The organism is Nostoc sp. PCC 7107 (assembly GCF_000316625.1).
Lineage (GTDB): Bacteria > Cyanobacteriota > Cyanobacteriia > Cyanobacteriales > Nostocaceae > Nostoc_B.
Map to the genome: position 1 here is coordinate 3,130,256 of NC_019676.1, position 26,252 is coordinate 3,156,507.

Below are 26,252 nucleotides of genomic sequence, written 5' to 3' on the forward strand. Positions count from 1 at the left end.
TAGATACTTAAGCCTCTTCAGCCATAGCTAAGTATGAGATTAAATACATTCATTTGGAGAGAACAAGATAGAGTGAAAGTTGAATTATTTTGTCAAAAAAATGTGATCTAAATCACTAAAATCAAGCTTGTAGATCACAATTTATACTTAGCTCTATCCCAGATAATTTAGTATTACCTAAAATGGGTTAATAAATATGAGAACGAGTAAGTATGCTATTCGCCAACTGGTAGAAAAAGCTCTTGATATTAAAAAATTAACTCCAGAGATAGAAAATGAAATCAATTCCGAATTAACTCAAATGGGTTATATCTCGGATGTAGACTATGAAGCATTGGAATTATTAATGGCAGAAATGGATGCTGGCAGAGTCAAGTTAGTTCCTAGTTGGGGATATTAATTTTTGTCATTTGTCAATGGTTAATAGTTAATTGATAATGACCTGTATTTTTCTGTGAGATTTACTGTTTAGTTACTTGGTGTGACGTAAACTGTGCTAGTCAGCATTAATGTTTGCATTAATATTAAGTCGCTATGCACCTTGCTAAACGCCTAGAAAAAATTCCTCCCTACCTCTTTGCTGAAATTAATCGTAAACGAGAAAAACTCGTCGAGGAGGGAGTTGACATCATTAATATGGCAGTAGGCGACCCCGATAAACCGACTCCTGCACACATTCTCCAGATAATGCACGAGGCAATTGATGACGCTGCTACCCATAACTACCCGCCCTACGAAGGTATGCAAGAATTTCGTCAGGCGGCTGCTAGGTGGATGGAACGTCGGTTTGGGGTAACTGAGTTAAATCCAGACACAGAGGTAGTAGCATCTATTGGTTCTAAAGAAGCGATACACAATACTTTTTTAGCCTTTGTGGAGGCAGGAGACTATACACTCATCCCTGATCCTGGTTATCCTGTGTATCGCACTTCTACCATTTTTGCTGATGGTGAGCCTTTCACGATGCCACTAAAACCAGAAAATCAGTTTTTACCAGATTTGAGCGCGATTCCTCAAGAAATTGCCCGAAAAGCCAAGCTTTTGTGGATTAACTACCCAAATAATCCGACTGGGGGAGTCGCAACGCTGGAGTTTTTTGCAGAATTAGTTGATTTCTGTAAGCAGTACAATATCTTGCTGTGTCATGATAATGCTTACTCAGAAATGGCTTATGATGGCTACAATCCGCCGAGTGTGTTGGAAGTACCGGGGGCAAAAGATATCGCCATTGAGTTTCACAGTTTGTCTAAGTCTTACAATATGACAGGCTGGCGGGTTGGTTTTGTCGTGGGAAATGCGCTGGGTATTCAAGGTTTAAGACAGGTTAAAACCAACGTTGATTCGGGAGTGTTTAAGGCAATTCAAAAAGCGGCGATCGCAGCTTACAATACTTCAGAAGCTGAACTACAAACTTTGATGTCTGTTTATCAAAATCGTCGCGACATCATTGTCAAAGGCTTGCAATCTTTAGGATGGCCAATTCAACCGCCAAAAGCTACCCTTTATGTTTGGGTTCCTGTTCCTGCTGGCTATTCTTCGGCGGAATTTGTAAATTTGTTACTTGACAAATGCGGCATTATGGTGGCTCCAGGTAGCGGTTACGGCACATCTGGTGAAGGTTTCTTCCGCATTGCTTTAACTATCCCGGAAGAACGAATGCAAGAAGCCATTGGGCGAATGAAGGATGCTGGTATTCACTACTAAAAAAGTATGAAGTCTTAAATTTTGGCTTTCCTGAACTCCTTTACCTCTCTGCGCCTCTGTGACTCTGCGTGAGCTAAATATCCCCAAATCATAAAACATTGAAGTCCAAAATTTCAGACTTCAGACTTTCGACACTGAAGGGGTGACAAAAAAGTTATAAAGCAGACTGGATAAGAGTCATAGCCCGTAGACCTTGTTGAAAATATGGCAGTTTACTGGGCTTGAGGCGCATCAATTCATGAGCTAAATCAGCCCAAAATTCCATTGCCCCTACCCATAACTGACCATACAAACCAATCCAAAAAGCACTATGTCGGCGGTGCAATCGTTGTAACTCCTTCAGACGACCAACATATTTTTGTAGTCCAGAGGAGCGAGAATTACGACCAACTAAAATAGCACAAGTATAGGCAATAGCAATTAATAAAATCAGTGCTATCAAACGTTGACCATCAGCATAAGTAGATTCGAGATTATACCCCCCAGTTTTACAATCTTTAAACATGGCTTCGATACCACTCCGCAACTTAAATGCTTTAATGGCATCTTTGAGACTATCAAGGTTAGTTAATAAAAACCAGCCAGCAGGCTCAACAACTCCACGATATTTGCGCTTGTAATATCCGGCGAGATTAAAATTGGCAAACCCTTTCTGTTTAGTTGCTTGAATCCCTGTCAAAAAAAACGAGATGCCAGGAGTTAATCCCAAAGATTGTAAGCGTTGGTGTGATTGGTTTTCTTGCCGAATATAAGTACCTTGTTTCTGACGCAATACAAAGTCAATGCCCTTGCTATGTAACCAATTTGCTAGTTTTATACTGTGGAATTCTCTATCTCCCAGTACCAGCATTTGATATCCCTTAAATAACTGCAATAGTGGACGAATTAATTTTTTCTGCTCTCCCAAATTGCTACATCCTTTTTTAGGTAACAATAGCCAGTACACAGGTATTGCTCTTTTTTGTTCTATTAAACTAATTACAAATACATTTTGTGAACGCCATTGTGTTCTATCAATCGCAAATATTAGCCGTTTCTCTCCTCTTTTCAGACTATTTTTCACCCATCGTTTGAGCAGGGGAAACCACAGATATGGAATCGACAACTGAGGTAGTAGTAAAAATCTTTGTATACTCCGCCTCCGACTTTCAAATTTTATCGGTTGTGGAAATACTGTTGCTAGTTTCTCAATTGTCACAGTTTTATGAAATTGCAATAGCATTAGTAAGATTTCTAGCATCTTGTACTGTGCGGGTGTCAGTACATTTTGAAAGCAGTTTTGGTAGAATTTAGGTAACATTATCATTTGATAGGTCTTGTTGAGAATACCTGACCTATCTTTTTTTACCCCAAAACGGTCACGCTCCTCTATTTTCTTGGCTTCAGCCGCTTTGTCACCCCTTCAGCTTTCGACATTGCCAAATCTGCTGAATAAATTGATGGAATTGCTGTTTAGCAATTAAGTCTGGTTCGCCTTTTGGTTCTTTGACTAAAACCTGACTCAACAGCGTAATAACTTCTGTATCTAAAGCAGGGCGAAATAACTGGATAGGCCAAAGCAAATCAGATGCGTCTCGCAAATCGGTAATTGTTGGGAGTTCTTGAGTATGGTTCGCCAGAAATAAAGGACGCACCCAACACAACTGACGAGATATAACAACTTCAATCACTTCCGCGTACAAATTGTTGTCACCATACTCTAAAGACACAATTTGTCCTGGTTGAAATTCTGGGTGTGTATCCATAATCATGTAGCTAGGGCGATGGCAAAGTTAGTTTTGTAGCTTTTCTCATTGTAATTGGGAGAATGGGCTAGTCTGGAGAACAAACCTTTGGGTAAGAGGGAGTTTGAAATTAAATGTTATAAAATAAGTGAATAACTGTTAAGCTGTTAAGCGATCGCCAATAGGCATTCCGTTGTAGTAAATCATCGAAACAAGAGCAAAGAGCCGTGTCAGTCGAAACCATTGAGAAGAGTTCCACATCCCGCAAGCTCGCCCCTCGGTATCGCGTTTTGCTCCATAACGACGAATACAACTCGATGGAGTACGTGGTGCAAGTATTATTAACAACAGTACCGAGTCTCACTCAGCCCCAAGCTGTGAGCATCATGATGGAAGCCCATACAAACGGGTTAGCTTTAGTCATTACCTGCGCTCTAGAACACGCTGAATTTTACTGTGAAACATTGAAAACCCACGGTTTATCCAGCAGTATTGAACCTGATGAATAGTAATTTGTCCAATGTATCCTGCCTAAAAACTAAAAGTGCCTACAAGAACAAAGCCTGTCTCCGCAGGTTGGAAAGATTTGATTTAAAGTGAGTCCGCGCAGGCGGACTTTGTTTGTATAGCCGCGATTTCAATCGCCCAGGATTGGTTTTAAAAACTAATTAGTATGAAAAACAACCTTGTCCGTTTAGCTCAACTCCCTGCCCCTATTCGGCTAGGTTGTTTTATTTTAATGTTATTGGCGTTATGGTTGCCTTTTGCTGCACCAATTTACTTACTAGTGCGTGATGAAAACTTAGTAAGTATTTTGACAATGGTTTTGCTATATGCAGAATTTATTTTTCTATTAAAACTATGGGGTAAATATGTCTACCAGCAACCTCAGATATTGCAGCATTATGGTTTAGAAACTACACGACACAATGGAATAGATTGGTTACGTGGTTTGGCTATAGGGTTCACTAATATTTGGCTACTTTTTGGCATAGAAAGTCTTTTAGGCTGGCTGGTATGGCAACAGCCCAAAGTTTTTTTATTAAAAATAGTCATAGAAGGTTTAATTGTTGGCTGGGCTGTTGGATTTGCCGAAGAATTATTATTTCGTGGCTGGTTACTTGATGAATTAGAACGTGATTACAGCCAACCTGTGGCACTATGGACGGATGCTGTTGTCTTTGCTACCTTGCATTTCATTAAACCATTAGAGGCAATTATTCAAACTCTACCCCAGTTCCCGGCTTTAGTAGTTTTGGGGTTAACGCAGGTATGGGCGAAGCGTTGGCGTAGGGGACGTTTAGGTTTACCAATTGGTTTGCATGGTGGTTTAGTTGGCGGCTACTACATTATTAATGTCGGCGGATTAATTAAATATACAGGTGTAGTGCCTGATTGGGTGACGGGAGTATATCAAAATCCTTTAATGGGGATGATGGGGTTATTTTTGATGAGTATTTTGGCGGTATGGATGGGTAGGCAAGTGAAGCGATCGCACCTTTGATAAAATTAAACTTAAAAATTATATTGTTTTGCGGTATTTACTCAGGGTAGGTTGTATTTAAGCGATAATCACTACAATCGCCCATAAAAGCATAATCATGACTTGCTGCCTAAATCCAGCTTGCCACAACCCACCCCATTCTGAATCCACAACCTATTGCGCTAACTGCCGATTTCCTTTGGTAGTGCTGAGAAATCGCTATCGCCCAATTCAATTACTAGGAAAAGGGGGATTTGGGAAAACCTATTTAGCAGAAGATTTAGACAAGCTGAATGAATATTGTGTGATCAAGCAATTTGCGCCGCGAGTACAGGGAACTGCGGCTATAAATAAAGCTACAGAACTATTTGAGCAAGAAGCAAGGCGACTGCAACAACTAGGAGAACATCCGCAGATTCCCACGCTGTTAGCGTACTTTGAAGAAGAAAATAATCTGTATTTAGTGCAGCAGTTTATCAACGGGCAGAATTTATTAGCTGAATTAAAACAACAGGGAACTTTCAACGCAGAAAAAATATCGGAAGTTTTGCTTGATTTATTAAATATCCTGAAAACGGTTCATCAGCACAAAGTTATTCACCGCGATATCAAACCAGAAAATATCATTCGTCGCAGCACTGACGGCAAGTTAGTCTTGATAGATTTTGGGATTTCCAAGCAACTCACCATGTCAGTTACCACTAACCCAGGAACAATAATTGGTTCCCCAGGTTATGCGCCATTGGAACAAATGCAGGATGGTAAAGCTTATCCAGCAAGTGATTTATATAGTGTTGGTGCAACTTGCTTTCACTTACTGAGTGGAATTCACCCTTGGATAATGTCGGAACAACAAGGTTATGGGTGGGTTTCTTCTTGGCGGGAGCATTTGCAACAACCACAAAGCAGCGAATTGGAGAAGATTCTTGATAAGTTACTGCAAAAAGATTATCAGCAACGTTACCAATCTGCTGAAGAAGTTTTACAGGATTTTAGTTCACCGTTACCATCACTTTCACTAGTACACCCAACCCAGCCAGTAGTTGTAACTCAATCATCATCACCATTCCCTGCTACATTGCCCCATCAGCCTCAAACTGGAATATCGCCAGCACCAGTAAAGCCAAAAGTAGCGCTACAAAAGGCATCTAGACAAAATACTAATTGGAGAACAAGATTCTTGGTGGGTGCTGCTATTCCAATAATTGGAACTCAAATATATGGTTATTTTCGTTATAGCTTGTTTCCAACTAATCCTATATCTTTAATCGCTAGCATACCAAGCGGAGTTTTATTACAAAGAACCCTCATAGGGCATTCTGAGGCGGTTAATTCCGCCGCCATCAGCCCAGATGGCAACACCCTTGCCAGTGGTAGTGGTGACAAAATCATCAAACTGTGGAATCTCGCAACCGGAGAGCAAATCCGCACCCTCAGAGGACATTCTGAACTGGTTCGTTCCTTCGCCATCAGCCCAGATGGCAAAACCCTTGCCAGTGGTAGTGAGGACAAAACCATCAAACTGTGGAATCTCGCAACCGGAGAGCAAATCCGCACCCTCAGAGGACATTCTGAACTGGTTCGTTCCGTCGCCATCAGCCCAGATGGCAAAACCCTTGCCAGTGGTAGTGATGACAAGACCATCAAACTGTGGAATCTCGCCACCGGAGAGCAAATCCGCACCCTCACAGGGCATTCCGAACTGGTTTTTTCCGTCGCCATCAGTCCAGATGGCAAAACCCTTGCCAGTAGTAGTTTTGACAAGACCATCAAACTGTGGAATCTTGCCACCGGAGAGCAAATCCGCACCCTTACTGGGCATTCTGAAGGGGTTTGGTCTGTCGCCATCAGCCCAGATAACAAAACCCTTGTCAGTGGTAGTTTTGACACAACCATCAAACTGTGGAACCTAGCAAGCGGAGAGCAAATCCGTACCCTCACAGAGCATTCTAAACTGGTTGATTCCGTCGCCATCAGCCCAGATGGCAAAACCCTTGTCAGTGGTAGTGATGACAAGACTATCAAACTGTGGAATCTGGCAAGCGGAGAGGAAATCCGCACCCTCACTGGGCATTCTAATTGGGTTATTTCCGTCGCCATTAGCCCAGATGGCAAAACCCTTGTCAGTGGTAGTGATGACAAAACCATCAAAATTTGGCGGCTAAAGTAGTGAGTGCTGAGTTAGAAGTTTTGAGTATTTAGCTGAAGACACAAAAAATAAGTAAAATTTACCAACAACACAGCATGATTAATTCTGATTATTCTCTGTCTGGACTCTTTGAGGGATGGAGAAGTACTAGCAAGCGATTAATCAAAATTATCTGGATCTATGCCAAGCGATATCAAATGACAAGCCGCTACGCGTCTACACTCGAATCCACACTAGGAGTTAGCATAGACAATAGTAGATCATAAATTATTATTTTAACAATGATGGGTTCAGTTCGCGTCAAACTAAAGTTAAAAAATGCCATAGATGAAGCCTTAGTCAGTCGAGGACTCCTAGCACTGGGACTTTTGCTCGAATGTGAAACAGAAGGATTAGTAGATACAGGTGCAGTTTCCTTAGTTATTCCACCACAGATAGTAGAACAGCTAGGATTAAGAATTAGAGGTCAACGTGTCGCTCAATATGCAAATGGTAGTGAAGAAACAATCGGAGTTACTGAGCCTATAATAGTTGAGTGCCAAGGACGTGAAACAGTAGTAGAAGCATTAGTTGTTGGTAATGAAGTATTAATTGGTCAAGTGGTTTTAGAACAGATAGATTTACTGGTAGATTGCAGAAACCAGAGATTAATTCCTAATCCAGAACACCCTGATTATCCAGTTGCCATAATTAAGTGAAAGCCATTCTTTGGTGAAACTGAAATAATTGCCGCGCCACTAATTCGTCACAGATATCCTAATGGTAAAATCACTATAGTCAAAAATCTGCTTAAACCTCTGCGTGAAAACTGACAGCATATTTTATCGCCTATTTCAAGAACTCCCTGCTATATTCTTTGAACTAATTGGCAATCCTCACGAAATTGCCAACATCTATCAATTTGCTTCAGTTGAAATTAAACAAACAGCCTTTAGAATTGATGGTGTATTTCTGCCCACCCAAGATGAAGCAAGCCCGATTTATTTTGTTGAAGTCCAATTTCAACCAGATGCAGATATTTACTTACGCCTAATATCAGAGATTGCTTTATACTTACGCCAAAATAAACCCAAAAATCCTTGGCGAGGAGTAGTGATTTATCCCAGCAGAGATATAGATATCGGAGATAAAGAACATTTCATAGAATTATTCCAAAGCGAGCGTATCAGTATACTTTACCTAAATGAATTAGGCACTGCTGCATCACTACCGCTAGGCATTGCTACGATAAAATTAGTAATTGAAGGGGAAGATACAGCAATTAACACCGCTAGGGAATTAATCAACCGCACCCAGCAAGCCGTTAATTTACAACTACCACAAAAACAGTTACTAGAATTAATAGAGACAATCCTAGTTTATAAATTTCCACAAATGAGTCGAGAGGAGATAGAAGCAATGTTTGGTTTAAGTGAATTGAAGCAAACACGAGTTTATCAGGAAGCTAAAGAAGAAGGTGAACAAAAAGCAAAATTAGAAGCTGTACCTAAGCTTTTGGCACTGGGTTTAACCTTAGAACAGATAGCGCAGGCGTTAGACTTAGATGTTACACAAGTCCAGCAAGTAGCACAGCAAAAATCCGTCAATCAATAGCTCAAGGTATTAGTAAAAAAGTCTCTTTTCTCGCCGATATTGTTATAGAAATACGTCAAATCTCTGCGGTAATTATATTTTAGAGACTTTTTACATGACATGGCGATCGCTCTTGATTGATTATCGCTATTTTAGGTACAGTTTTTCATCTTAAACTGGGATGATGAAACAGCGATCGCACCTACGCTACATTTTTGACTGAGATAATTCCTTCACTACACCACTGGATAAGTAGCCATCTGTCAGAATCTTTATCCAGTGCTGGCTTGAGACGGAAATTAAAAACTTCTTGCCATACCTCTACTCCATACTGGGATACAAAATCTGCCTCCAGTTTTTTGAACTGTTCCCATTGCCGATTTCCAATAGCGGTTAACATGGGAATGATTGCTGTGATGGCTACTTGTGCGGCGACGGGTGTCATTCTGGATAGTCCTCAAAAACACAAATAAAAGGCATAGGTGGTTTTTGATATTGATGATTTTAACCAACCGTTTACCCTTGCTTCTGGCAAGCGCAAAACAGGCTAATTCTTGCAATATTTACACCTGTGTCTCAATTACAGTCCCCACCAAACAAGCCTTATCTAATTTAGCACCGCTTAAGTTTGCCCCTTCTAACTCTGCACACAATAAGTTAGCCCCTGTCAAACTTGCTCCTGCTAAATTCGCACCCCGTAAGTCCGCTTCTTCAAGATTCGCCTCACTTAACAATGTTCCTTGCAAGTCAGCGCGGCTTAAGTCTGCGCCTTTGAGGTTTGCGCCACTCAAGTTAGCACCACGTAAGTCAGCACTGCGTAAGTCAACGCCTTGTAAGTTGACATTCATCAAATTCGCGCCACTTAAAAAAGCACCCGCTAATGATACATCACTCAAGGTTGCGCCCATCAAGTTAGCGCCGCGTAAATTGCTACCACGCAAGTCAGCACTGGTTAAGTCGGCTTGCATTAAATTGGCTCCCATGAGGTTCGCCCGCAAGTCAGTTTCTTGCAGGTTCGCCCCCATTAAATTGGCTCCTTCTAAATGCCCACCTTCGAGTTTGGAACCCCGAAAATTAGTACCAACAAGGGTAGCGCCAGCAAGATTAATGCGGCTTAAATCAAGTTGATCAAGTTCTTCATCTTCTAAGTTTATTCCTGGGAGTTGTTTGAGGGTTCCTGATTTAATGGCTTCTATATTCATGTGGGGTAACTACCAATCTCCTCATTACTCTTGCTATGGCTATCCCAGCGAGTATCTAGTAACCACATACCGTTGCTGGCTTTGCTTGTCATCACGGGTAAGTCAAGTCCTTGTTGCAAACCCATGACTAACAAAGTTAGGGCATCTATTAGTTTAGGGTCAAAGCGGGTTGATTGTTGCTGTCGGCATTGGTCTAAAGCTTGAGCAAATATTTCTTCCCGACTTTGATTAGATGATTTAATTTGATTGACTCGCCATTGAAACTCGGCGACTAATGCTAAGATTCTCGATTCTAAGGGAATTTCATCGCCAGCTAAACCTGCGGGTTCACCTGTACCATTCCACCACTCCGTTTGGTGAGTGATGATTTGAGCCACAGCCCGGAGTCTGGACATAGTTCGTAATACCTGCGCCCCAGGTACTAAAGGACAGGTTAAAGGACAACTGGGGGCTTGTTCTTCTGGGTAACGGTTGGATGTTCCGGGAGTCAGAACGCTTTCGGCTTTTTGTAAGGGATCTATGCGATGTAACAAACCTGCCAACCGCAATCTTTTGATTTGCCAAGCTGGTAGTTCTAACAATTGTCCCATTGCTTCGGACAGGGCGACAACTTCCGCAGCTGCCATTGGGTTGTTGATATCGGCAATATCTATCAACTGCGCCATCCGCAAAAATGCTTGAATTTCGTTAGAAACTAAGTTGCGATCTAAAGCTTGTTGACGCGGTGCTGTCGGAATAGATAAGCTTTCTTGCCCAGTTTGCAGGTAATCAACTACGCGAGAGACAACTGTACTTAAGTCTTCTGGTGCAGCCAGACGAGGCTGAAATGCTTCTTTGTGAGTTGTGAGTTTTGCTGCTAGTGCTGGGTTGTATTGTTGAATATGCGCGATCGCTAATTCTGCGGTTTCTTTGACTAATTCTGGTTCAAATGTCCACAACCCATAGAATTTCCGTTCTAAGTCGGAATCTGGTAATCCACCCACACCATAATCAGCTTCCGATAGTTCTTGACAAAGCACCATTGCTGTGTACTCTGGCGACAAAATAATCAAATGCCATTCCTGCGCCACTGGATCAGCGGAATCTAATGCTACTAAATCTACATTCGGTAATTGGCTGGTAAAATGTTCCGCAAAGCCTGCATCGGGTGATGCCATGATCGCAATTTCCCGACTAAACTTTGCTATGTCTGCATATCTTTCAGCTTCTTGTAAATACCATTTCCCCCGCTGGAAAGCTGTAATTACTAAGGGCTGACCCTGATCAGCTAGAATGTGGTCTTCTAGAGCATGACACAAAGCAACTAAAGTGTTTTTATAATACACCCCAAACCGAATTGGTCTGGTGCTATGGCGATGGGATGTTTCCAGTTGTTGTAAAATTGAACCTTCTAACATGGGCTGGGAGTTTTATAAGAGGCTAGGGGTTAGAGGCTAGGGGTTAGAACTTATTTTCCCTTGTCCCTAACCTCGTTTGTTGATGTTTCTGCTAGGATACACCTGCTAATTGTGTTTCCTTCTTTTCGATTGGTGCGGAGAGTGCTACTTCTAAATCGGCACAACCTAGCTTTTCTTCTAAAATCTTCATAACTTCCCGTCCGAAGTCATTGGGATTTTGTCGCCAAGCTTGTAAGCAGACTTCGCCAAAGAAAGAACCCAGCGGTTCGGGGTTCCACAGCAGTTTTTTAGCTGTCCACGGCATCAAGCTCATAGGATCGTACCCTGGTTTGAGAATCCCTTCTTTAAAGGCATATTCTTCTAAATGGGTGTGGGGTTGGAGTCCAATAAAGAAAATGGCTGGTTCAACTTTGTCTGCACCAAAGATGCGTTCTAGTTCGCGGTGGTAGGCGATGGTTTGGCGAATAGTTTCGGGACGCTCATCAATCACATTAAAGGAATAATTGACGGAAACTAAATCGTTAAACCCAGCGGCTTTTAAATCTCGACAGTTTTGTAAGACAGTCCGCAGGTTATAACCCATCCGCATTTTGCGTACCAGTTCTTGAGAACCGCTGGTAATACCGATTTCAAAATAGTTCATCCCAGTTTTTGCCATCAACTCACATAATTCGGGTGTTAAGTTGTCGGCTCTGATGTATGCTGCCCAATGGATATCTGTCATCCCCGAATCAACGATCGCCTGTAATAGTTCTATGGCATCATTGATATATCTCCTCGCTGGGATAAATTGAGCATCGGTAAACCAAAAGTTCCGTACACCGCGATTATATAATTGCCGAATTTCCGCCACAACTTCAGCTGCGGGATTTATCCGTACTTGTTTACCTTCCACCACGGTGTAGACACAATAGCAGCAATTATGCGGACAACCTCGCTTGGTTTGGACACCGATATAAAAGTCTTGGTCTTGCAGATAATAGTTAAACTCTGGCCAGACCTTTTCAATATAGTCGTAGTTACAAGCGGTTTTTTGTAGTGGGGTAGGTTGTTCGTGAATCAGCCGTTGGCGTGGTTTAGTTTCTCCCACTACATAACAGCGTTCATCACTAATTTGTCTTCCACTTAGCAGTTTTTCTAATAGAGTTTCGCCTTCACCTACAGAAATAACTGTTCCTGAAGGTAAGCTTTTACCCAACTGTTCGTAAAATACGCTAACTGCACCACCGCCAACCACTGCACGCGCATCAGGGTGATATTTTTGGGCGCGGTTTAAACCGCGTTTGATTAATCCCAAATTCCGCCACAACTCGACGTAGTAAGCAATGAAGATGCGTAAACCACCCAATGCACCACGTAGTTTAATCAGCAGATTTTTGGCGTAATAAAATTCAAAAGCGTTTTGCAGTGGGTTTCCGCCACGTCCACCAACTGGGGCATAAATCTGAATATCTCGCCAAGAGAATACTAGTAGTGTCGGTTTAAATTCATTGATACAGCTATCTAAAGCCGCAGCGTAGTCTAACGGTGGGACTGTTCCCAAATCGAAAATCCGCTGTTCGATATTCGGGAATAGCTTGTGGACATGATCACAAAGATAAACTACCCCAATGGGAAAGATGGGGTTACAAGGAAGGCGAACGTAGAGAATGCGATTTTCGATCATCGGTGTTTTAACCTCCATCTTGCCATTCTTTAAAGAAAGCGAGAGATATTGTTAGCTGAGAAATTTGGTTTTGGCTAGTCTTATTTATGACAATCTAGTTTGACGTTTCAGCAACTGTATGCTTTTATATTTTTCCGGTTGGGAATGGCGGAAATAGCTAAATTTGCTAGACATCAAGCAGGAGAGATTGTTTTATGAATAAATTGTTCATATATCTTTACCATAACATTGAGTTTAATCATTAAGCGATGATCCCTTGCTATCTCTTTGGGGATACAACAAGACAGAAACTTATGAAAATGAAAGATACGAGCTAGAGGTAGATGCCACCTACTCTAATTTGTGGTTAATTAATATCTAAGACAAATTTGTTACCAAAGAAAACAATTAAAAACTTTACTTAATAGTGTATAATTTTTTTCAAAATGAATTTATTTTATAAATTTTTCATAACTTGAACATACCTTTAGATAGAAATAACGTAGAAATTTTCAGTTGGTAGTCGGAGTTACAGCAACTGGGGATCAGGCGGTGTTAGTCTGGGCTGGTGTAATATACAATGTTTGGCGTAAAGCTCCTCGGCAGTTATGGCTCAAATACTAGATTCTCTACCACCTGAGCAATCGGGGAAGATTCTCTGCTGCTACATCAATGCAACAAGCAAAATCCAGGTAGCTCGCATTTCTAACATATCTAACTGGTACTTTGAAAGGGTTGTGTTTCCTGGGCAGCGCCTCGTTTTTGAAGCCCCACCAGAAGCTCACATGGAGATTCATACGGGGATGATGGCTAGTGCAATTTTATCGGATACAATTCCGTGCGATCGCCTGGCAATTCACGAACCAAGCAGTAGTGATTTTAATACCGACTCAGTTACTCTCGACCCTATCAGTAAAAAACCCATAGTCCAGTCAATTAATACCAAAAGGGAAGATACCACAAAACCTTTAACAATCGCTGGTTAATCATTGCTTGATTAAAATAAAAAATTTGCTCAAAAAAATTTAAGGTTGCTGATATCAGCAACCTTTTCTATTGTTATGGAGGGTCAATAGTCATTTCTACTCGTCCCCGACACCCACAAGCCCCAAATTTATGCACCTACCCTCTTTTATCTGGCTGTGGAAAATAGCCGCTTGGTCGATGGGATTATCCCTATTAGCATATTTGCTATTAGCTGTCACCGGTATATGGATGTGGCAAGCGAGAACTTCCCAGACTTTGCCAAGCTTTCCCGGATTCCCTGTGAGTCGTGAGGGAGTGCGATCGCTCCACTATACAATGGGCATCAGTATGGTGAGTTTAGTGCTATTGTTATTGGCGATCGGGATTATCGGCACATTAGGCCACTTTGGTTCTTTAGGACATTCATCACACCTAATTGCTGGGCTAATAGTAGTATTCTTAGTTTTACTATCTGCTGTCAGTGCAACTCAAATTAGTCCTAGACGACCTTGGGTCAGAACTTTACACATCACCGTAAATATCATTCTCTGCACCGCCTTTGCTTGGGTATCCTGGACTGGCTGGACTGTGGTACAAAAGTATTTACCCTAGAGTCCAGGGATAACAGAGTCATGAACAGGACAGCATTGACAACGCATAACGATTTTCAATGGTGGCTGATGGATATGGATGACGCACTTGAGCGATTTTTGGCAATTCTGCCACCACAAGTAAAGAAAAAGCTCGATTTCTCCCCCTCTTCTTTAAGCACTCTTGAAGCGTGGATACTTGACAAATATCCAAATACTCCTGCAATGTTGGAGTCAGATCAATCTCGTCTTGTAGATGGAGTTGCTCGTTACATTGGAGAAACTTTTCGTAAATCGCTGGGCGGTCGCTGGGATATTCAATTAGATGATCCGAAGTTCGTCTACTTTGGAGTGCCAATTCTAACAGGCTTTGAGGAAAAACCAACACCCATCTGTCCACTTACACTAGCTACCGCATCAGCAGATAGAAGGACTGGAAAATATTTACGTACTATTCTTGAAAACATACGTAATCTACTATCAAATCCTAGCTAAAGCTAGTTTGGGCTAAATTTTGACTCAACTTTTGTCTAAGTCCCGTTAGGATAAAACTGAAAGCAACAATCTTAATGGAACCGTGACAGCCAACTCAGCTAATACCTCTACAACTATATTTCGCCTATCTCCGTTGATTCGGATTACCCTGTTGAGTTTATATGTAGCACTCACAGTACCATTGCCATTTTTAGCCCAAGCAACAGCCGCACCAACACCACCGTCATTACTCTGGGTAGGAATTATTCTCGGCTTCGTTGGTTTATACGCCGTATTAACGGAAAGAGTAATTGTGAATGACCAAGAAATTCAGGTAACTTACCCTGTTTGGGTTCCGCGTTTCTTTCGTAAAGGTTGGACTTTACCTTGGTCTGATGTTAAAGAAATCAAACCCCGTTCTACTGGACAAGGCGGACTAGTTTATTATTTCGTCAGCAAAGATGCTAAAGCTTACTTATTACCGATGCGAGTGGCTGGATTTGCCCGTTTAGTCAACATAGTACAAGCCAAAACAGGTATAGACACCACAGATGTTCGCCCTTTATCACAACCTTGGATGTATGCGATTCTATTCGGATTTACATTACTGTTGCTGTTAGTCGATGCTTGGACTATTAATACAGCTTTGACACTATCTTAAATTAAAGGCTCACACAAAGACGAAAAAATTCTTTGCGCCTTTGCATGAGTGTTAAAAAATTATATATTTCTACACTGTGGATAATTTCACATCACCAGCCCAACTCAGGTTTGAACAAGTTAATCTATTTACCAAACTAAAAAGCAATCACCAGGGATACCCCATCTTACAAGACATTACTTTCCAAGTATTCCCCGGTGAAAGAATTGCTATTGTCGGCGTAACAGGTGCTGGCAAAACCTCACTACTACGCTTAATCAACTGCTTGACTGAACCCAGCAGCGGTAAAATTTATCTCGACAATCAAGAATATCGCCAAATCTCTGCCATTCAACTGCGCCAAATGGTGACACTGGTGTTGCAAGAGTCAAAGCTACTGGGGATGACAGTCCAGCAGGCCTTGGAATATCCTTTAGTTCTGCGCGGTTTGCCCAAAGCGACAATTCAGCAACGAATTAGTCATTGGCTGGAACAATTGCAAATTCCTGATGATTGCTTGGGAAGGACGGAGGTACAACTTTCGGCTGGACAAAAGCAATTAATTGCGATCGCTCGTGCTTTAATTATCCAACCCAAAATCTTACTATTAGATGAGCCAACATCCGCCTTGGACGCGGGTACAGCCTCTCATCTGATGCAAATCTTGATTCAACTAGTTCAAACCCAGCAAACTACAATTTTGATGGTTAATCACCAGTTAGACTTAGCCCAGATGTTTTATACAAGACTTTTACATCTGCACCAAGGACAGTTGTTAGCAGATAAACCAGCTTCAGAGGTAGACCTAGCTAGTTTACAAACAAGTTTGATAAAGGCACAAACCCAAGCCGCAGAGGAATGGATTTAAAAACGTCTTATTTGATAAATCACCCTAAACACAAAACTTACAGCAGTTGAAGCACATACCAGAACATTTTGAAAGCGTAAATGTCAGCGACAGTAATTTTTTAAACTTCTGCCTTCTGCTTCATTACCGTTGAGTAGTTACTGTTGGACGTTGATTATTAAACCGTTCTTTTGCTAACTTTGTTTGTGATTGGGGAAGATTAGCATTCAAAATTTCCATGTTAAATCTGTATCCCACATTGCGAATAGTTTGAATCAAACTAGGTTGGCGGGGATCAAGTTCTACTTTTTTGCGTAGCGACAAAACATGAGTGTCAATTGTGCGCGGGTTGTCAATTGCATCTGGCCAAGCACGCCGCAGCAATTCTGAGCGAGATAAAGGAACTCCGCCAGCTTGCGCCAACACATACAGCAAACTGAATTCCTGGGGCGTTAAATCAATAAACTCCCCTTGAAAGCGGACGCGACGTTGCACTAAATCAATCTGCAAACTGCCATAGTCCAGGTATGCTGGTGCAGTAGGCGTACGTTTGCGGCGAATTAACGCCTCAACTCTAGCCAAGAACTCTTGCATTCCAAAAGGTTTGCTGAGGTAATCATCTGCTCCCGCCTTTAGTCCTGCAACAACATCCGCTTCATTGCTACGTGCAGACAGCATTAAGATTAAAGGCTGCTGTTGACGATGCAACCAACGGCAAAACTCGATACCATCTCCATCAGGCAGATCCGCATCTAGAATAACTAGAGTAGGTTGATGGGTTAAAAACACTTCCCTTGCTTGATAAATGCTGGCAGCTTGATTTACCCTATATTCCAACTGTTGCAAGTGCCAACCCAGCAACGACCTTAGATGGGGATTCCCCTCAACGATTTCAATACAAACCGAACCCACGGCGGTAAGACCCCTTAGCGTTGATGACTTTCAAAGTAACAAGCTCATGCTCAAGGTTTTGTAGCCTTTGCTACTTCTAATCGGAATTCGTTTGATATTTACTCACAGAAATGTTGGCAATATCTACAACCTAAGCCTATTTCCAAGGTTAATTAGTAATCTTCTTAAATTTTTGTTAGACTTATCAAAAGTTCTTCTTAACAATCATCTTGCTTTTAGCAAAATGTAACTTTACCAAGAACTGCTACTCAAACTAATGCCCACTAGTTAAATCGTCCTTCAGCCTAGCTGTGGATTGAGTATTCAGCTTGTTCAAGTTTAAACTCAGCCATAAACATCAGGTTGCTGCAAGAAGAAATCATAAGAATCAATTACTAAAAAATTAATTCCCCAGTTTTCTGGAATAGGATCTAAATACGCTGTAGCTGCTGGAGGGGGCAGATCAAAGCAGATTCATTCGCATAAGTTATATGCCAAAAACGCAAAAAAGGCGAAAGTAGCACTTCACATTTTAGCGTTAATCATTTACAATTCTCATTCCAAAGAGATCTAAACAGCAGTTATGCTTCAAGACACACAAACCATCCGCTATTACCAAAGACTCACAGACACCTTCGTCGAGCTATGGAATCGCGGTTATCGTATGGACGATATGCGGATGTATTTGGATGGATATCTAGCCGCGCTGCGAAATAGCAACGCTATCGAGCCATATTTGATTCATCGTCTAGAAGAGGAAGCCAGCCGCTACTTGTACGATGCCTCAAATTTTGCTGTTCCGGAACCACAACCACAACACGATTACTACTAATGTCTTTACTCTAAACATTAAAAGTAACCGTAGATCGACGCAGATGATTATAACATATTATCTGTCTTGATCAAGTGAGCAGTAGTATTAATTTTGGGAGAAATTTTTCTGGGAAGAACATCCCCTCAGACTCGTTGTAATTTTGTTAATTCTACTGAGGGGTGTTTAATATCGTGATTTGAATCAAAAAAGCAGGAAATTTTTTATTTGCTACTTACTACTAACCGTTAAGGAATTTTTCTGCTTTGGGAAGCGTAGTCCATCAAAAAAGCCCCATTATCAGGGGCTTTTTTGTCATCATTTAGACTAGATGCTGCTTAATTCATTTAAGAAGCTAGAGCAACTTCTACTAATTCCTGCAATTTACCCTTTTGATAAAGTTCAATGAGGATATCGGAACCGCCGACAAATTTACCATCAATATAAACTTGAGGAATGGTCGGCCATTCGGAATATTCTTTAATTCCTTGACGAATTTCACCATCAGCAAGAACATCAATGGTCTCGAAGGGAACACCCAAAGTATTGAGAATTTGGACAACGTTGTTAGAAAAACCACATTGAGGCATTAACTTATTTCCCTTCATGAAAACCAAAATTTTGTTTTGGTGGACTAAGTTATCGATTTTTTCTTTGAGTTCCGGTGTCATGGTATTTTTGTTTCCTATGTTACTGATATGAAAAAATCAATAGTCAATGCTCAACATCGCCAGTAACTATTGATTTTCCTAAGTGAATGTTGTCTGTCAAGCTTCAGGCGTAGATGTTTTAAGTGCCAAGGCGTGAATTGCTTCAGTTGACATAGCTTGCCGCAACGCACCATAAACTAACTGATGCTGTTGCACCAGTCCTTTATCTGCAAACTGCGATGATACGACTGTTACTTGATAGTGGTCTCCGCCACCGGTCAAGTCTTGCACTTGTATCTGAGCGTCTGGCAGTTCCGCCTTGATCATTTCTTCAATCTGCTGCGGACTAATCATCGCAATTCCTGAAAAAAACTTACTTCTCTATTATTACCAGATTCGGGAGGGAGAGAAAAAGTATGAAGTGTGTAGGTACCCTTTGGGTGACTTCCCGTACTACTTCGTGGAAGCCAGCTACGCATAACGTCTCCGTCAACAGAAGGGTAGTATGAAGTATAAAATTTCATTCATCCTTTATTTAGCCTTCTGCGTTTTGAGCAATGAAATGATAAAGGACGAATAACCAAGATTTACTTTTGAGAAGTTGAACCGCCACTGCCTTGTCTAGGATAAGGAGTGTCAACAAAACCTAATTCAAATAGCTGTTGATATGCTTTTTTACCTAAATCTCGTGTAGGATTTTGACTTTTAACAATTTGAATTAATAATGGTACGGCTAATTCTGGCTGATTTTGGGCGCGATGTACTAGTGCTAATTGATAGGTAGCTTCATCTCGCTTTTGGGCAGTTAATAAAGCTCTTTGACGCTGAGAATCAGAAACTCTCAGATCAATACCAGAAAAGCTGGAGTTGAGTTCTTGATAAAAATTAGATAGCTGATTATAGACTTGTCGAGCTTCTTGGAGCTTTTTGGCGGCTAAGGGATAGTTTTGGGCGGAAACAGCTGCTTCTGCCTCTTTCATCAGTCGCTCCCCTCCCTCAATGCTTAAAAGGCTATTATTTTGGGCAGCAGGACGGAGATTATTAGGTGCATTGGGGTCGATGGGCTGTGCTTGTTGGCTATAAAGCTGTACCTGAGCGTTTGCAGGTGATAGCAAGCTCAAGATGGCAATGACTGAGAAGGAACTGAGGCCGATTAAAGGCGCAGTTGCAGCTATTTTCATGGATTAAACTGGTGTGACAAATATATACAAATACTACGGGAAACTTTGGGTATCTTAACTTTGTTTTCGTTTTAAACAAAACACAGCTATATACTTGGTTTCTTTGTTTTAGACTGAAAATCGGTTTAATCGAGTTCCCAGTGCCTCTGTATACTAATTACCATCGTCCCCTATGAGCGATCGCATCAATTCCTCTGATTTTCCAACCACAGGTGTACCAGCAAGCAATTTGGGAGTTGTTTTGCAACGCGGTGGTGAAGAATTAGTGTTAGAAAAAGCTACCGACCGTTTCACCATCCGCCCAGCTACCGATTTTACACCTCAACAATTATCTCAGGTAAGTTGGGGCATTTGGCAGCGAAGTATTTCCCAAGCACAACTAGAATTATTGACAGTTGCACCCGCCGAATTAGATGAAGCTATGGCTCAAGCCCGCGCGGCAGCAAATGTAGCCTTTGCCAGCCATGTTTACATAAGTAAAAGTAATCCTGGCACTTTTGTTTACTTAGGCGACCAAATCACTATTCAATTTGCCGATGGGGTAGAAACTACCAGAATTAATGCTATAGCCAGCACGTACAGCTTAATTCAAGATAAACCTGTTCTGGGTATACCTAACACTTTCGTATTTTTAGTTAGCAAACAAGCCACGGAAAACCCAATTAAAATTACGAACCAACTGCAAGGACTCAAGGAAGTTTTAGCCGCTGAACCTAACATTATCATTAACAGTGAGAGCCATTACAAACCTCGTGATCCACTTTATACACAACAGTGGTATTTAAATCATAGTGGCGGTGAAGATTTAGTATTAGGTTCGCATATCTCAATGGAAAAGGCTTGGGATATTACTCGTGGTGTGCGTTCTGTAGTTGTGGCCGTGGTGGATGATTCCTTTGACTTAAATCACCCGGATTTTCAGGGTTCAGGTAAAGTTGTCGCCCCCAGAGATTTAAAACAAAATGATTTTTTACCGTTACCTGATGCTAAGGAAACAAGTCACGGGACAGCTTGTGCGGGGGTAGCTATTGCAGAAGAAAATGGTGCAGGCATTGTTGGGGTTGCCCCTGGCTGTGCATTCATGCCCATCCGCACTACTGGTTATTTAGATGATGAATCTGTTGAGCAAATTTTTAACTGGGCAATTGACAAGGGTGCGAGTGTAATTTCTTGTAGTTGGGGAGCCTCGGCTGTTTACTTCCCGTTGTCGTTGCGCCAACGGGCGGCTATTACTCGTGCTGCTACAAAAGGACGGAAGGGAAAGGGTTGTGTGATTTTATTTGCGGCTGGTAATGCCAACCGTCCCATTAATGGCGCTGTGGTGGAACAGAATTGGCCAGATAAAATTTTACAAGGGAAAACAGATTGGCTCAGTGGTTTTGCAGTACATCCTGATGTGATGGCTGTTGCCGCTTCAACTAGTTTAAATAAAAAAGCTGCTTACAGTAATTGGGGAGATAGTATTGCTGTGTGTGCGCCTAGTAATAATGCGCCACCAGGAATGTCATTTCCCGCGAAGGGTTATGTATATACACAACCTGCAATCGCCTCTTATCTTAGCGGTTTGGGTGTGTTCACTACTGACCAAATAGGCGCAGCGGGCTATGAAAAAGGCGATTTTACCGGGAATTTTGGCGGGACTTCTAGTGCTACGCCTGTGGTTGCGGGGGTGGCGGCTTTAGTTTTATCAGCAAATCCTGATTTAACTGCTCAACAAGTTAAACGCATTTTACAAGAAACGGCTGATAAAATCGTTGACCCTAATGCTGACCCCCAATTAGGTTTAAAAGGCGGTACCTACGATGGTAATGGTCATTCTAAGTGGTTTGGTTATGGCAAAGTCAACGCCGCTAAAGCCGTCCAAGCGGCCAAGCAAATGCGAGAAACTGCATCACCAGTTAGCCAACAGTTGCGGTTAAGTAATACCAACCAAGTAGGAATTCCTGACAACGATCGCCAGGGAGTCAAAAGTGCGATCGCTATTAACGAATCTATTATGGTTCGAGATATTCAGGTGAATGTGAATGTCACCCACGATTTTTTAGGTGATTTAGAAATTTACCTAATCGCTCCGAATAATCAATCAGTGTTGTTACAGAATCGGACTTTGGGGAGACGGACTAACTTGCAGACGAGTTATGGTGTGCGATCGCATCCAGCCCTCAAGCAGCTGCTATCCTTATCTGGTCAAGGACGCTGGCAATTGTGGCTGATAGATGCTGCACCGCAAGACACAGGCAGATTAAATAGTTGGGAATTAGTCATTGGCAACTAGTCGAAAAATGACTATTGACCATTAACCATAGACCACTGACCATTAGTCACTTCTGCTTCTTGATGATTTAGGTGTTGCAATTCCTTAGCCAATTCTTCGGTTAGGCGTTTAGCATTTTGTTTGATTGAGCCATTGGTAAATTCTGCAACATTAATTGGATTGCCAATGTTAATGTTCACATCTGTACCCCAGTTAGGATAGGGTTGGCTGTAATTAATACTCATAGGGACAATTTTTACCCCTAGTCCTGGGTGATTAATTTCAGCACTCAAAGACAGACGAGCAATTCCTGTTTTTAAAGTATGAACCTTGCGATCACGGAAAATGCCACCTTCAGGAAAAATTACTAAGGTTTTTCTTTGCTGAAGTAAAGAAACTCCGTGCCTTAAGGTAGAAATTGTCGGATGTTGGGTATCTACAGGAAATCCGCCTAAATGACGCACAAACCAGCCTTGTAGCCCTTGACATTCGGTGATTGTCACCATGAAGCGTAAATCATTACCAGTAATCAGAGAAGTAGCATAAGGGACAAGTAAAGCATCCCAACGCGCTCTGTGGGTGGGTGCCAGGATAATCGGCCCTGTTGTGGGAATATTGTCTTGTCCTGTGATTGTAATTCTGCCAAAGAACAAAGGTAAAACTAGATGCCGTCCCAACGTATACGCCATCGGCCCTAATAAAGGAGAAACTTGTGAGGCTGCATCAGCCACCTGATGATTTTCTGAATTCTGTGCTGTTGGCTTTGGCTCGTACGTATCTTTGGAAAAGTCAGATTTTATCATGTCGGTAGCTGCGAATTGCCCAGTACAAGTTAACAAAATAGTGATTAGTTCAACCGTAAATTCTCTTTCATGTATTGTGTAGTTGTTATTGGACAGTTTTCCTGCTGTCTGTAGTTTTTTGTTGAAGTCTTCGATTAGCAAACCAAGCTTGCAAATGCTGACGACAAGCTGATTCTAGTATGCCTCCCAAGACTTGCAGACGATGATTAGAAGCAGCACTATCGGGGATGTTAAGAACAGTGCGAATTGCGCCAGTTTTGGGATCGTCCACTCCATAGACAAGTCTTCCTAAACGTGATTGCACAATCGCACCTGCACACATTGGGCAAGGTTCTAAAGTTACATATAAGGTGCATTTATGCAACCGCCAACTATTTAAACTTTGACAAGCCTCTTTAATCGCCACAATTTCCGCGTGGGCGGTGGGGTCTTTGTCCCGTTCTTTGCGGTTTTCACCTTTGGCAATCAAATTTCCGCTACTATCAACAATGACAGCGCCAACTGGAATTTCCCCCGCCTCTCCCGCCACTTGGGCAATTTCTAAAGCCCGACTCATCCATTGGCGGTGTGTCCAATATTCTGGATATTCGATTGACATATCAAATCTAGTTTGACGGTTTAATGAATGCGATCGCTTTTTGTTTGTGTTTTTGAGTCTTGATAATTTTAGACTATTCTTCAAAAAAGTCGGGGATCTAAATCTCCTACTTCCCACTCAACGGAGTCCAATTACCAGAAGGAACAAAAGCCGCCTTGCCTTTGCGCGAGACAATTTAACATTCAACAACACCCAACGCAGAAAATTTCCTGAAACTTCCACCTCAAAGCCTCAAAGTTTACCTTCTGGACCTCAATGTTCGAGTAAAAAGGCTGAAACTTCGCCTTCAGAACTCGAACTTTTATTGTTTGAACAGCGAATGTTGGGTTGCGCTGTCGCTCCACTCTCTCCCCAAGCTGGATTTTTCGTTTTTATGCGTAAGTCATATAAAAAACAAAAAAAGGGCAGGCAATTTACCCACCCTAGCAAATTAAGAAAATATGTTGGCTGTTGCGATTAACCCAACAGTTGTTTAGCTTTAGCTAACACATTATCAACACTAAAGCCAAACTTCTCTAAACAAACACCACCAGGAGCCGAAGCACCAAAGCGGTCAATGGTGACAGTATCACCTTCAGTACCAATGTACTTGTGCCAGCCGAAGCTAGAAGCAGCTTCTACAACTAAACGCTTGTTGACAGCTTTAGGTAGAACTGACTCTTTGTAAGCTGCATCTTGAGCTTCAAATAAATCCCAAGCAGCCAAGGAGACAACACGAACTTTCTTACCTTCGGCGATGAGTTTCTCCGCAGCGGTGACAGCGAGGCTTAATTCTGAACCAGTACCAATGATGATTAGCTCTGGTGTACCTTCAGAATCTACAACAGTGTATCCACCTTTAGTGACACCCTCAATTGATGTACCTGCCAAGTTGGGGAGGTTTTGACGACTGAAGACCAACAAAGTAGGATCATTTTGTTTTGATCTTTCAATCGCTACTTTATAAGCACCAGAGGTTTCGTTACCATCGGCGGGACGAATCACTGTCAAGTTAGGAATAGCCCGCAGGGAAGCTAAGGTTTCGATTGGTTGGTGGGTGGGGCCGTCTTCACCTTGACCGATGGAATCGTGAGTCATTACCCAAATCGACCCAGCTTGAGACAAGGCAGATAAGCGGATGGCAGCCCGCATGTAATCTGTGAAGATGAGGAAGGTAGCGCCGTAGGGAATTAACCCTGAACCATGCAAGGCAATACCGTTACAAATTGCGCCCATCGCATGTTCCCGCACACCAAAGTGGATGTTAGGGTTTTGGTATTGTCCTTTTTGGAAGTCGCCCTTGCCTTTGATTTCAGTCAAGTTAGAGTGAGTTAAGTCAGCGGAACCACCAATGAGTTCAGGTAAAGCCGCAGCTATCTTGTTGAGGCAGGTTTCTGAGTGCTTCCGGGTTGGTAGACCTTTGTCTTCAGGGGTATAGGTGGGTAGCACCTTATCCCAACCATCAGCCAGTTTGCCACTTAGATAACGCTCAAATTCAGCTGCTTCTTGAGGATATTTAGCTTTGTAGTCAGCGAATGTCTTATTCCATTCGGTTTCGTAGCCTGCACCGCGTTCTACTGCTTTGCGGGTATGGTTAAGAACGTCTTGAGGAATCACAAATGGCTCGTGTTCCCAACCCAAATTTTTGCGGGTTAATGCTACTTCATCTCCACCCAATGCTGCACCGTGAATTCCCGCAGTGTTGGCTTTGTTAGGGGAACCGAAACCAATAGTTGTTGTCACCTTAATCATCGATGGTTTGTCGGTGACAGCTTTTGCTTCTGCAATAGCTTTGTGGATAGCTTCTAAATCGGTGTTGCCATTTTCGACATGGAGAACATGCCAGCCATAAGCTTCAAAACGCTTAGAAACATCTTCTGTGAATGCCACATCTGTAGAACCATCAATGGAGATGTGGTTGTCATCATATAGAGCAATGAGTTTACCTAATCCCAAGTGTCCGGCAAAAGAAGCTGCTTCACCAGAAACACCTTCCATGTTGCAACCATCACCTAAAATCACATAAGTGTAATGGTCGACAATTTTGGCATCGGGTTTGTTGAACTTAGCGGCTAGATGAGCTTCAGCTATGGCTAAACCAACTCCGTTGGCGATACCTTGTCCCAATGGCCCGGTGGTAACTTCTACCCCGGCGGTCATAAAGTTTTCCGGGTGTCCAGGGGTTTTAGATTCCCACTGACGAAATTGCTTGATATCTTCGATGCTGACACTGTCGTAGCCTGTCAGGTAGAGCAGCGCATACTGCAACATAGAACCATGACCAGCAGACAAGACAAAGCGATCGCGGTTGAACCACTTGGGATTTTTGGGGTTATACCGCATAAAGCGATCCCATAGCACAAATGCCATTGGAGCAGCGCCCATCGGCAGCCCTGGGTGTCCCGATTTGGCCTTTTCTATAGCGTCGACAGCCAAGAAGCGGATTGAGTTAATACACAGTTCTTCGAGGGATTGGGTTGCAACAGCCATAATAAGATTGTTTTTAACGACGGGTTAGCACTCTATGAGCTTCTCATTTACCGGGGTTGTTTTTAACAGTTAACAGTTATCAGTTAACTGTTATCACGATAGAATTTACCATTACTGATAACTGACTTACTGATTGGTATTCCCCTACAGTATCCTCATCATCCCATTCCCGATTGGCGATGAACAAGCGGGATCTCCTGAG

Annotated in this window: 27 protein-coding genes; 14 read left to right on the forward strand and 13 right to left on the reverse strand. The window is 42.2% G+C overall.

All coding sequences use genetic code 11. The annotated features are described in order from the left end of the window. Positions 1-196: 196 nt before the first annotated feature. Together NOS7107_RS13355 and NOS7107_RS13360 are read left to right on the forward strand one after the other, a co-directional pair. Positions 197-400 carry a hypothetical protein gene (locus NOS7107_RS13355; RefSeq protein ID WP_015113507.1) on the forward strand — a complete coding sequence of 68 codons (204 nt, stop codon included), beginning with the start codon at positions 197-199 and terminating at the stop codon, positions 398-400. 134 nt (positions 401-534) lie between these two features. Then, on the forward strand, positions 535-1,704 hold the full coding sequence (locus tag NOS7107_RS13360; RefSeq protein ID WP_015113508.1) for a pyridoxal phosphate-dependent aminotransferase: 1,170 nt from the start codon (positions 535-537) through the stop codon (positions 1,702-1,704). A gap of 154 nt (positions 1,705-1,858) precedes the next feature. Here NOS7107_RS13360 and NOS7107_RS13365 read toward each other — a convergent pair whose 3' ends face one another. Continuing rightward, positions 1,859-3,004, reverse strand: a complete 1,146-nt coding sequence (locus NOS7107_RS13365; protein WP_015110984.1) for an IS4 family transposase — start codon at positions 3,002-3,004, stop codon at positions 1,859-1,861. 94 nt (positions 3,005-3,098) lie between these two features. Further along, positions 3,099-3,449 (reverse strand): hypothetical protein, encoded by a 351-nt coding sequence (locus NOS7107_RS13370; RefSeq protein WP_044499958.1) that lies wholly within the window; start codon positions 3,447-3,449, stop codon positions 3,099-3,101. A gap of 206 nt (positions 3,450-3,655) precedes the next feature. On the opposite strand from NOS7107_RS13370, the gene clpS reads away from it, so the two are divergent. The 5 genes from clpS to NOS7107_RS13395 all read left to right on the forward strand — a co-directional run bounded on the left by clpS (position 3,656) and on the right by NOS7107_RS13395 (position 8,653). Further along, positions 3,656-3,937 (forward strand): ATP-dependent Clp protease adapter ClpS, encoded by a 282-nt coding sequence (gene clpS, locus NOS7107_RS13375; RefSeq protein WP_015113510.1) that lies wholly within the window; start codon positions 3,656-3,658, stop codon positions 3,935-3,937. A 164-nt stretch (positions 3,938-4,101) separates the two neighbouring features. Further along, positions 4,102-4,932 (forward strand): CPBP family intramembrane glutamic endopeptidase, encoded by an 831-nt coding sequence (locus NOS7107_RS13380; protein ID WP_015113511.1) that lies wholly within the window; start codon positions 4,102-4,104, stop codon positions 4,930-4,932. Positions 4,933-5,029: 97 nt separating this feature from the next. Then, positions 5,030-7,081, forward strand: coding sequence for a serine/threonine-protein kinase (locus NOS7107_RS13385; RefSeq protein ID WP_015113512.1), 2,052 nt, complete (start codon positions 5,030-5,032; stop codon positions 7,079-7,081). 260 nt (positions 7,082-7,341) lie between these two features. Next, positions 7,342-7,758 carry a retroviral-like aspartic protease family protein gene (locus NOS7107_RS13390; protein WP_015113513.1) on the forward strand — a complete coding sequence of 139 codons (417 nt, stop codon included), beginning with the start codon at positions 7,342-7,344 and terminating at the stop codon, positions 7,756-7,758. Positions 7,759-7,861: 103 nt separating this feature from the next. Beyond that, positions 7,862-8,653, forward strand: a complete 792-nt coding sequence (locus NOS7107_RS13395) for an Rpn family recombination-promoting nuclease/putative transposase (protein WP_015113514.1) — start codon at positions 7,862-7,864, stop codon at positions 8,651-8,653. Positions 8,654-8,834: 181 nt separating this feature from the next. On the opposite strand, the gene NOS7107_RS13400 is transcribed toward NOS7107_RS13395, so the two are convergent. The 4 genes from NOS7107_RS13400 to NOS7107_RS13415 form a co-directional block, all read right to left on the reverse strand. After that, on the reverse strand, positions 8,835-9,077 hold the full coding sequence (locus NOS7107_RS13400; protein ID WP_015113515.1) for a hypothetical protein: 243 nt from the start codon (positions 9,075-9,077) through the stop codon (positions 8,835-8,837). Between the two features lie 118 nt (positions 9,078-9,195). Beyond that, the gene (locus NOS7107_RS13405; RefSeq protein WP_015113516.1) at positions 9,196-9,834 is read right to left on the reverse strand and encodes a pentapeptide repeat-containing protein; all 639 of its coding nucleotides are present in this window, start codon (positions 9,832-9,834) and stop codon (positions 9,196-9,198) included. After that, on the reverse strand, positions 9,831-11,231 hold the full coding sequence (locus NOS7107_RS13410; protein WP_015113517.1) for a DICT sensory domain-containing protein: 1,401 nt from the start codon (positions 11,229-11,231) through the stop codon (positions 9,831-9,833). Before NOS7107_RS13410 ends, NOS7107_RS13405 begins: the two co-directional genes overlap by 4 nt. Positions 11,232-11,322: 91 nt before the next feature. Beyond that, positions 11,323-12,915, reverse strand: a complete 1,593-nt coding sequence (locus NOS7107_RS13415) for a photosystem II high light acclimation radical SAM protein (RefSeq protein WP_044499959.1) — start codon at positions 12,913-12,915, stop codon at positions 11,323-11,325. A gap of 569 nt (positions 12,916-13,484) precedes the next feature. On the opposite strand from NOS7107_RS13415, the gene NOS7107_RS13420 reads away from it, so the two are divergent. From NOS7107_RS13420 to NOS7107_RS13440, 5 genes are all read left to right on the forward strand, one after another. Continuing rightward, positions 13,485-13,862: a DUF1830 domain-containing protein gene (locus tag NOS7107_RS13420; RefSeq protein WP_015113519.1), complete on the forward strand. Its 378-nt coding sequence runs from the start codon at positions 13,485-13,487 to the stop codon at positions 13,860-13,862. A gap of 130 nt (positions 13,863-13,992) precedes the next feature. Next, complete coding sequence (locus NOS7107_RS13425) at positions 13,993-14,454, forward strand: DUF4079 domain-containing protein (protein WP_015113520.1); 462 nt, start codon at positions 13,993-13,995, stop codon at positions 14,452-14,454. 35 nt (positions 14,455-14,489) lie between these two features. Further along, a complete protein-coding gene (locus tag NOS7107_RS13430; protein ID WP_216594403.1) occupies positions 14,490-14,927 on the forward strand; it encodes a hypothetical protein in 438 nt (145 codons plus the stop codon). 82 nt (positions 14,928-15,009) lie between these two features. Next, the gene (locus NOS7107_RS13435) at positions 15,010-15,567 is read left to right on the forward strand and encodes a hypothetical protein (protein WP_015113522.1); all 558 of its coding nucleotides are present in this window, start codon (positions 15,010-15,012) and stop codon (positions 15,565-15,567) included. Between the two features lie 76 nt (positions 15,568-15,643). Continuing rightward, positions 15,644-16,414: an ATP-binding cassette domain-containing protein gene (locus NOS7107_RS13440; protein ID WP_015113523.1), complete on the forward strand. Its 771-nt coding sequence runs from the start codon at positions 15,644-15,646 to the stop codon at positions 16,412-16,414. A gap of 123 nt (positions 16,415-16,537) precedes the next feature. Here the strand turns inward: NOS7107_RS13440 and NOS7107_RS13445 are convergent, their stop codons facing one another. After that, positions 16,538-17,305 carry a response regulator transcription factor gene (locus NOS7107_RS13445; protein ID WP_015113524.1) on the reverse strand — a complete coding sequence of 256 codons (768 nt, stop codon included), beginning with the start codon at positions 17,303-17,305 and terminating at the stop codon, positions 16,538-16,540. A 562-nt stretch (positions 17,306-17,867) separates the two neighbouring features. Between NOS7107_RS13445 and NOS7107_RS13450 the strand changes: the two genes are divergently transcribed. Then, entirely contained in the window at positions 17,868-18,116 is a 249-nt protein-coding gene (locus NOS7107_RS13450; protein WP_015113525.1) for a DUF6761 family protein, read from the forward strand. A gap of 326 nt (positions 18,117-18,442) precedes the next feature. Here the strand turns inward: NOS7107_RS13450 and grxD are convergent, their stop codons facing one another. The 3 genes from grxD to NOS7107_RS13465 form a co-directional block, all read right to left on the reverse strand. Beyond that, complete coding sequence (gene grxD / locus NOS7107_RS13455; protein WP_015113526.1) at positions 18,443-18,766, reverse strand: Grx4 family monothiol glutaredoxin; 324 nt, start codon at positions 18,764-18,766, stop codon at positions 18,443-18,445. Positions 18,767-18,862: 96 nt separating this feature from the next. After that, a complete protein-coding gene (locus tag NOS7107_RS13460; RefSeq protein WP_015113527.1) occupies positions 18,863-19,099 on the reverse strand; it encodes a BolA family protein in 237 nt (78 codons plus the stop codon). A 233-nt stretch (positions 19,100-19,332) separates the two neighbouring features. Next, positions 19,333-19,926, reverse strand: coding sequence for a hypothetical protein (locus tag NOS7107_RS13465; RefSeq protein WP_015113528.1), 594 nt, complete (start codon positions 19,924-19,926; stop codon positions 19,333-19,335). A 172-nt stretch (positions 19,927-20,098) separates the two neighbouring features. Between NOS7107_RS13465 and NOS7107_RS13470 the strand changes: the two genes are divergently transcribed. Further along, the gene (locus NOS7107_RS13470; protein ID WP_015113529.1) at positions 20,099-22,201 is read left to right on the forward strand and encodes a S8 family serine peptidase; all 2,103 of its coding nucleotides are present in this window, start codon (positions 20,099-20,101) and stop codon (positions 22,199-22,201) included. A gap of 11 nt (positions 22,202-22,212) precedes the next feature. Here NOS7107_RS13470 and NOS7107_RS13475 read toward each other — a convergent pair whose 3' ends face one another. The 3 genes from NOS7107_RS13475 to tkt form a co-directional block, all read right to left on the reverse strand. Further along, on the reverse strand, positions 22,213-22,983 hold the full coding sequence (locus tag NOS7107_RS13475; protein ID WP_015113530.1) for a 1-acyl-sn-glycerol-3-phosphate acyltransferase: 771 nt from the start codon (positions 22,981-22,983) through the stop codon (positions 22,213-22,215). 85 nt (positions 22,984-23,068) lie between these two features. After that, positions 23,069-23,581, reverse strand: coding sequence for a tRNA adenosine(34) deaminase TadA (gene tadA, locus NOS7107_RS13480; protein ID WP_015113531.1), 513 nt, complete (start codon positions 23,579-23,581; stop codon positions 23,069-23,071). A gap of 456 nt (positions 23,582-24,037) precedes the next feature. Next, positions 24,038-26,050, reverse strand: coding sequence for a transketolase (gene tkt / locus NOS7107_RS13490; protein WP_015113532.1), 2,013 nt, complete (start codon positions 26,048-26,050; stop codon positions 24,038-24,040). Positions 26,051-26,252 lie beyond the last annotated feature (202 nt).

Coding starts and splice junctions, on each gene's coding strand:
- tkt (WP_015113532.1), bottom strand. CDS start 26,050: ATGGCTGTTGCAACCCAATCCCTCGAAGAACTGTGTATTAACTCAATC.
- NOS7107_RS13420 (WP_015113519.1), top strand. CDS start 13,485: ATGGCTCAAATACTAGATTCTCTACCACCTGAGCAATCGGGGAAGATT.
- NOS7107_RS13365 (WP_015110984.1), bottom strand. CDS start 3,004: ATGTTACCTAAATTCTACCAAAACTGCTTTCAAAATGTACTGACACCC.
- NOS7107_RS13380 (WP_015113511.1), top strand. CDS start 4,102: ATGAAAAACAACCTTGTCCGTTTAGCTCAACTCCCTGCCCCTATTCGG.
- NOS7107_RS13405 (WP_015113516.1), bottom strand. CDS start 9,834: ATGAATATAGAAGCCATTAAATCAGGAACCCTCAAACAACTCCCAGGA.
- NOS7107_RS13360 (WP_015113508.1), top strand. CDS start 535: ATGCACCTTGCTAAACGCCTAGAAAAAATTCCTCCCTACCTCTTTGCT.
- grxD (WP_015113526.1), bottom strand. CDS start 18,766: ATGACACCGGAACTCAAAGAAAAAATCGATAACTTAGTCCACCAAAAC.
- NOS7107_RS13450 (WP_015113525.1), top strand. CDS start 17,868: ATGCTTCAAGACACACAAACCATCCGCTATTACCAAAGACTCACAGAC.
- NOS7107_RS13415 (WP_044499959.1), bottom strand. CDS start 12,915: ATGGAGGTTAAAACACCGATGATCGAAAATCGCATTCTCTACGTTCGC.
- tadA (WP_015113531.1), bottom strand. CDS start 23,581: ATGTCAATCGAATATCCAGAATATTGGACACACCGCCAATGGATGAGT.
- NOS7107_RS13385 (WP_015113512.1), top strand. CDS start 5,030: ATGACTTGCTGCCTAAATCCAGCTTGCCACAACCCACCCCATTCTGAA.
- NOS7107_RS13475 (WP_015113530.1), bottom strand. CDS start 22,983: ATGATAAAATCTGACTTTTCCAAAGATACGTACGAGCCAAAGCCAACA.
- NOS7107_RS13355 (WP_015113507.1), top strand. CDS start 197: ATGAGAACGAGTAAGTATGCTATTCGCCAACTGGTAGAAAAAGCTCTT.
- NOS7107_RS13400 (WP_015113515.1), bottom strand. CDS start 9,077: ATGACACCCGTCGCCGCACAAGTAGCCATCACAGCAATCATTCCCATG.
- NOS7107_RS13370 (WP_044499958.1), bottom strand. CDS start 3,449: ATGGATACACACCCAGAATTTCAACCAGGACAAATTGTGTCTTTAGAG.
- NOS7107_RS13470 (WP_015113529.1), top strand. CDS start 20,099: ATGAGCGATCGCATCAATTCCTCTGATTTTCCAACCACAGGTGTACCA.
- NOS7107_RS13425 (WP_015113520.1), top strand. CDS start 13,993: ATGCACCTACCCTCTTTTATCTGGCTGTGGAAAATAGCCGCTTGGTCG.
- NOS7107_RS13465 (WP_015113528.1), bottom strand. CDS start 19,926: ATGAAAATAGCTGCAACTGCGCCTTTAATCGGCCTCAGTTCCTTCTCA.
- NOS7107_RS13410 (WP_015113517.1), bottom strand. CDS start 11,231: ATGTTAGAAGGTTCAATTTTACAACAACTGGAAACATCCCATCGCCAT.
- NOS7107_RS13460 (WP_015113527.1), bottom strand. CDS start 19,099: ATGATTAGTCCGCAGCAGATTGAAGAAATGATCAAGGCGGAACTGCCA.
- NOS7107_RS13390 (WP_015113513.1), top strand. CDS start 7,342: ATGATGGGTTCAGTTCGCGTCAAACTAAAGTTAAAAAATGCCATAGAT.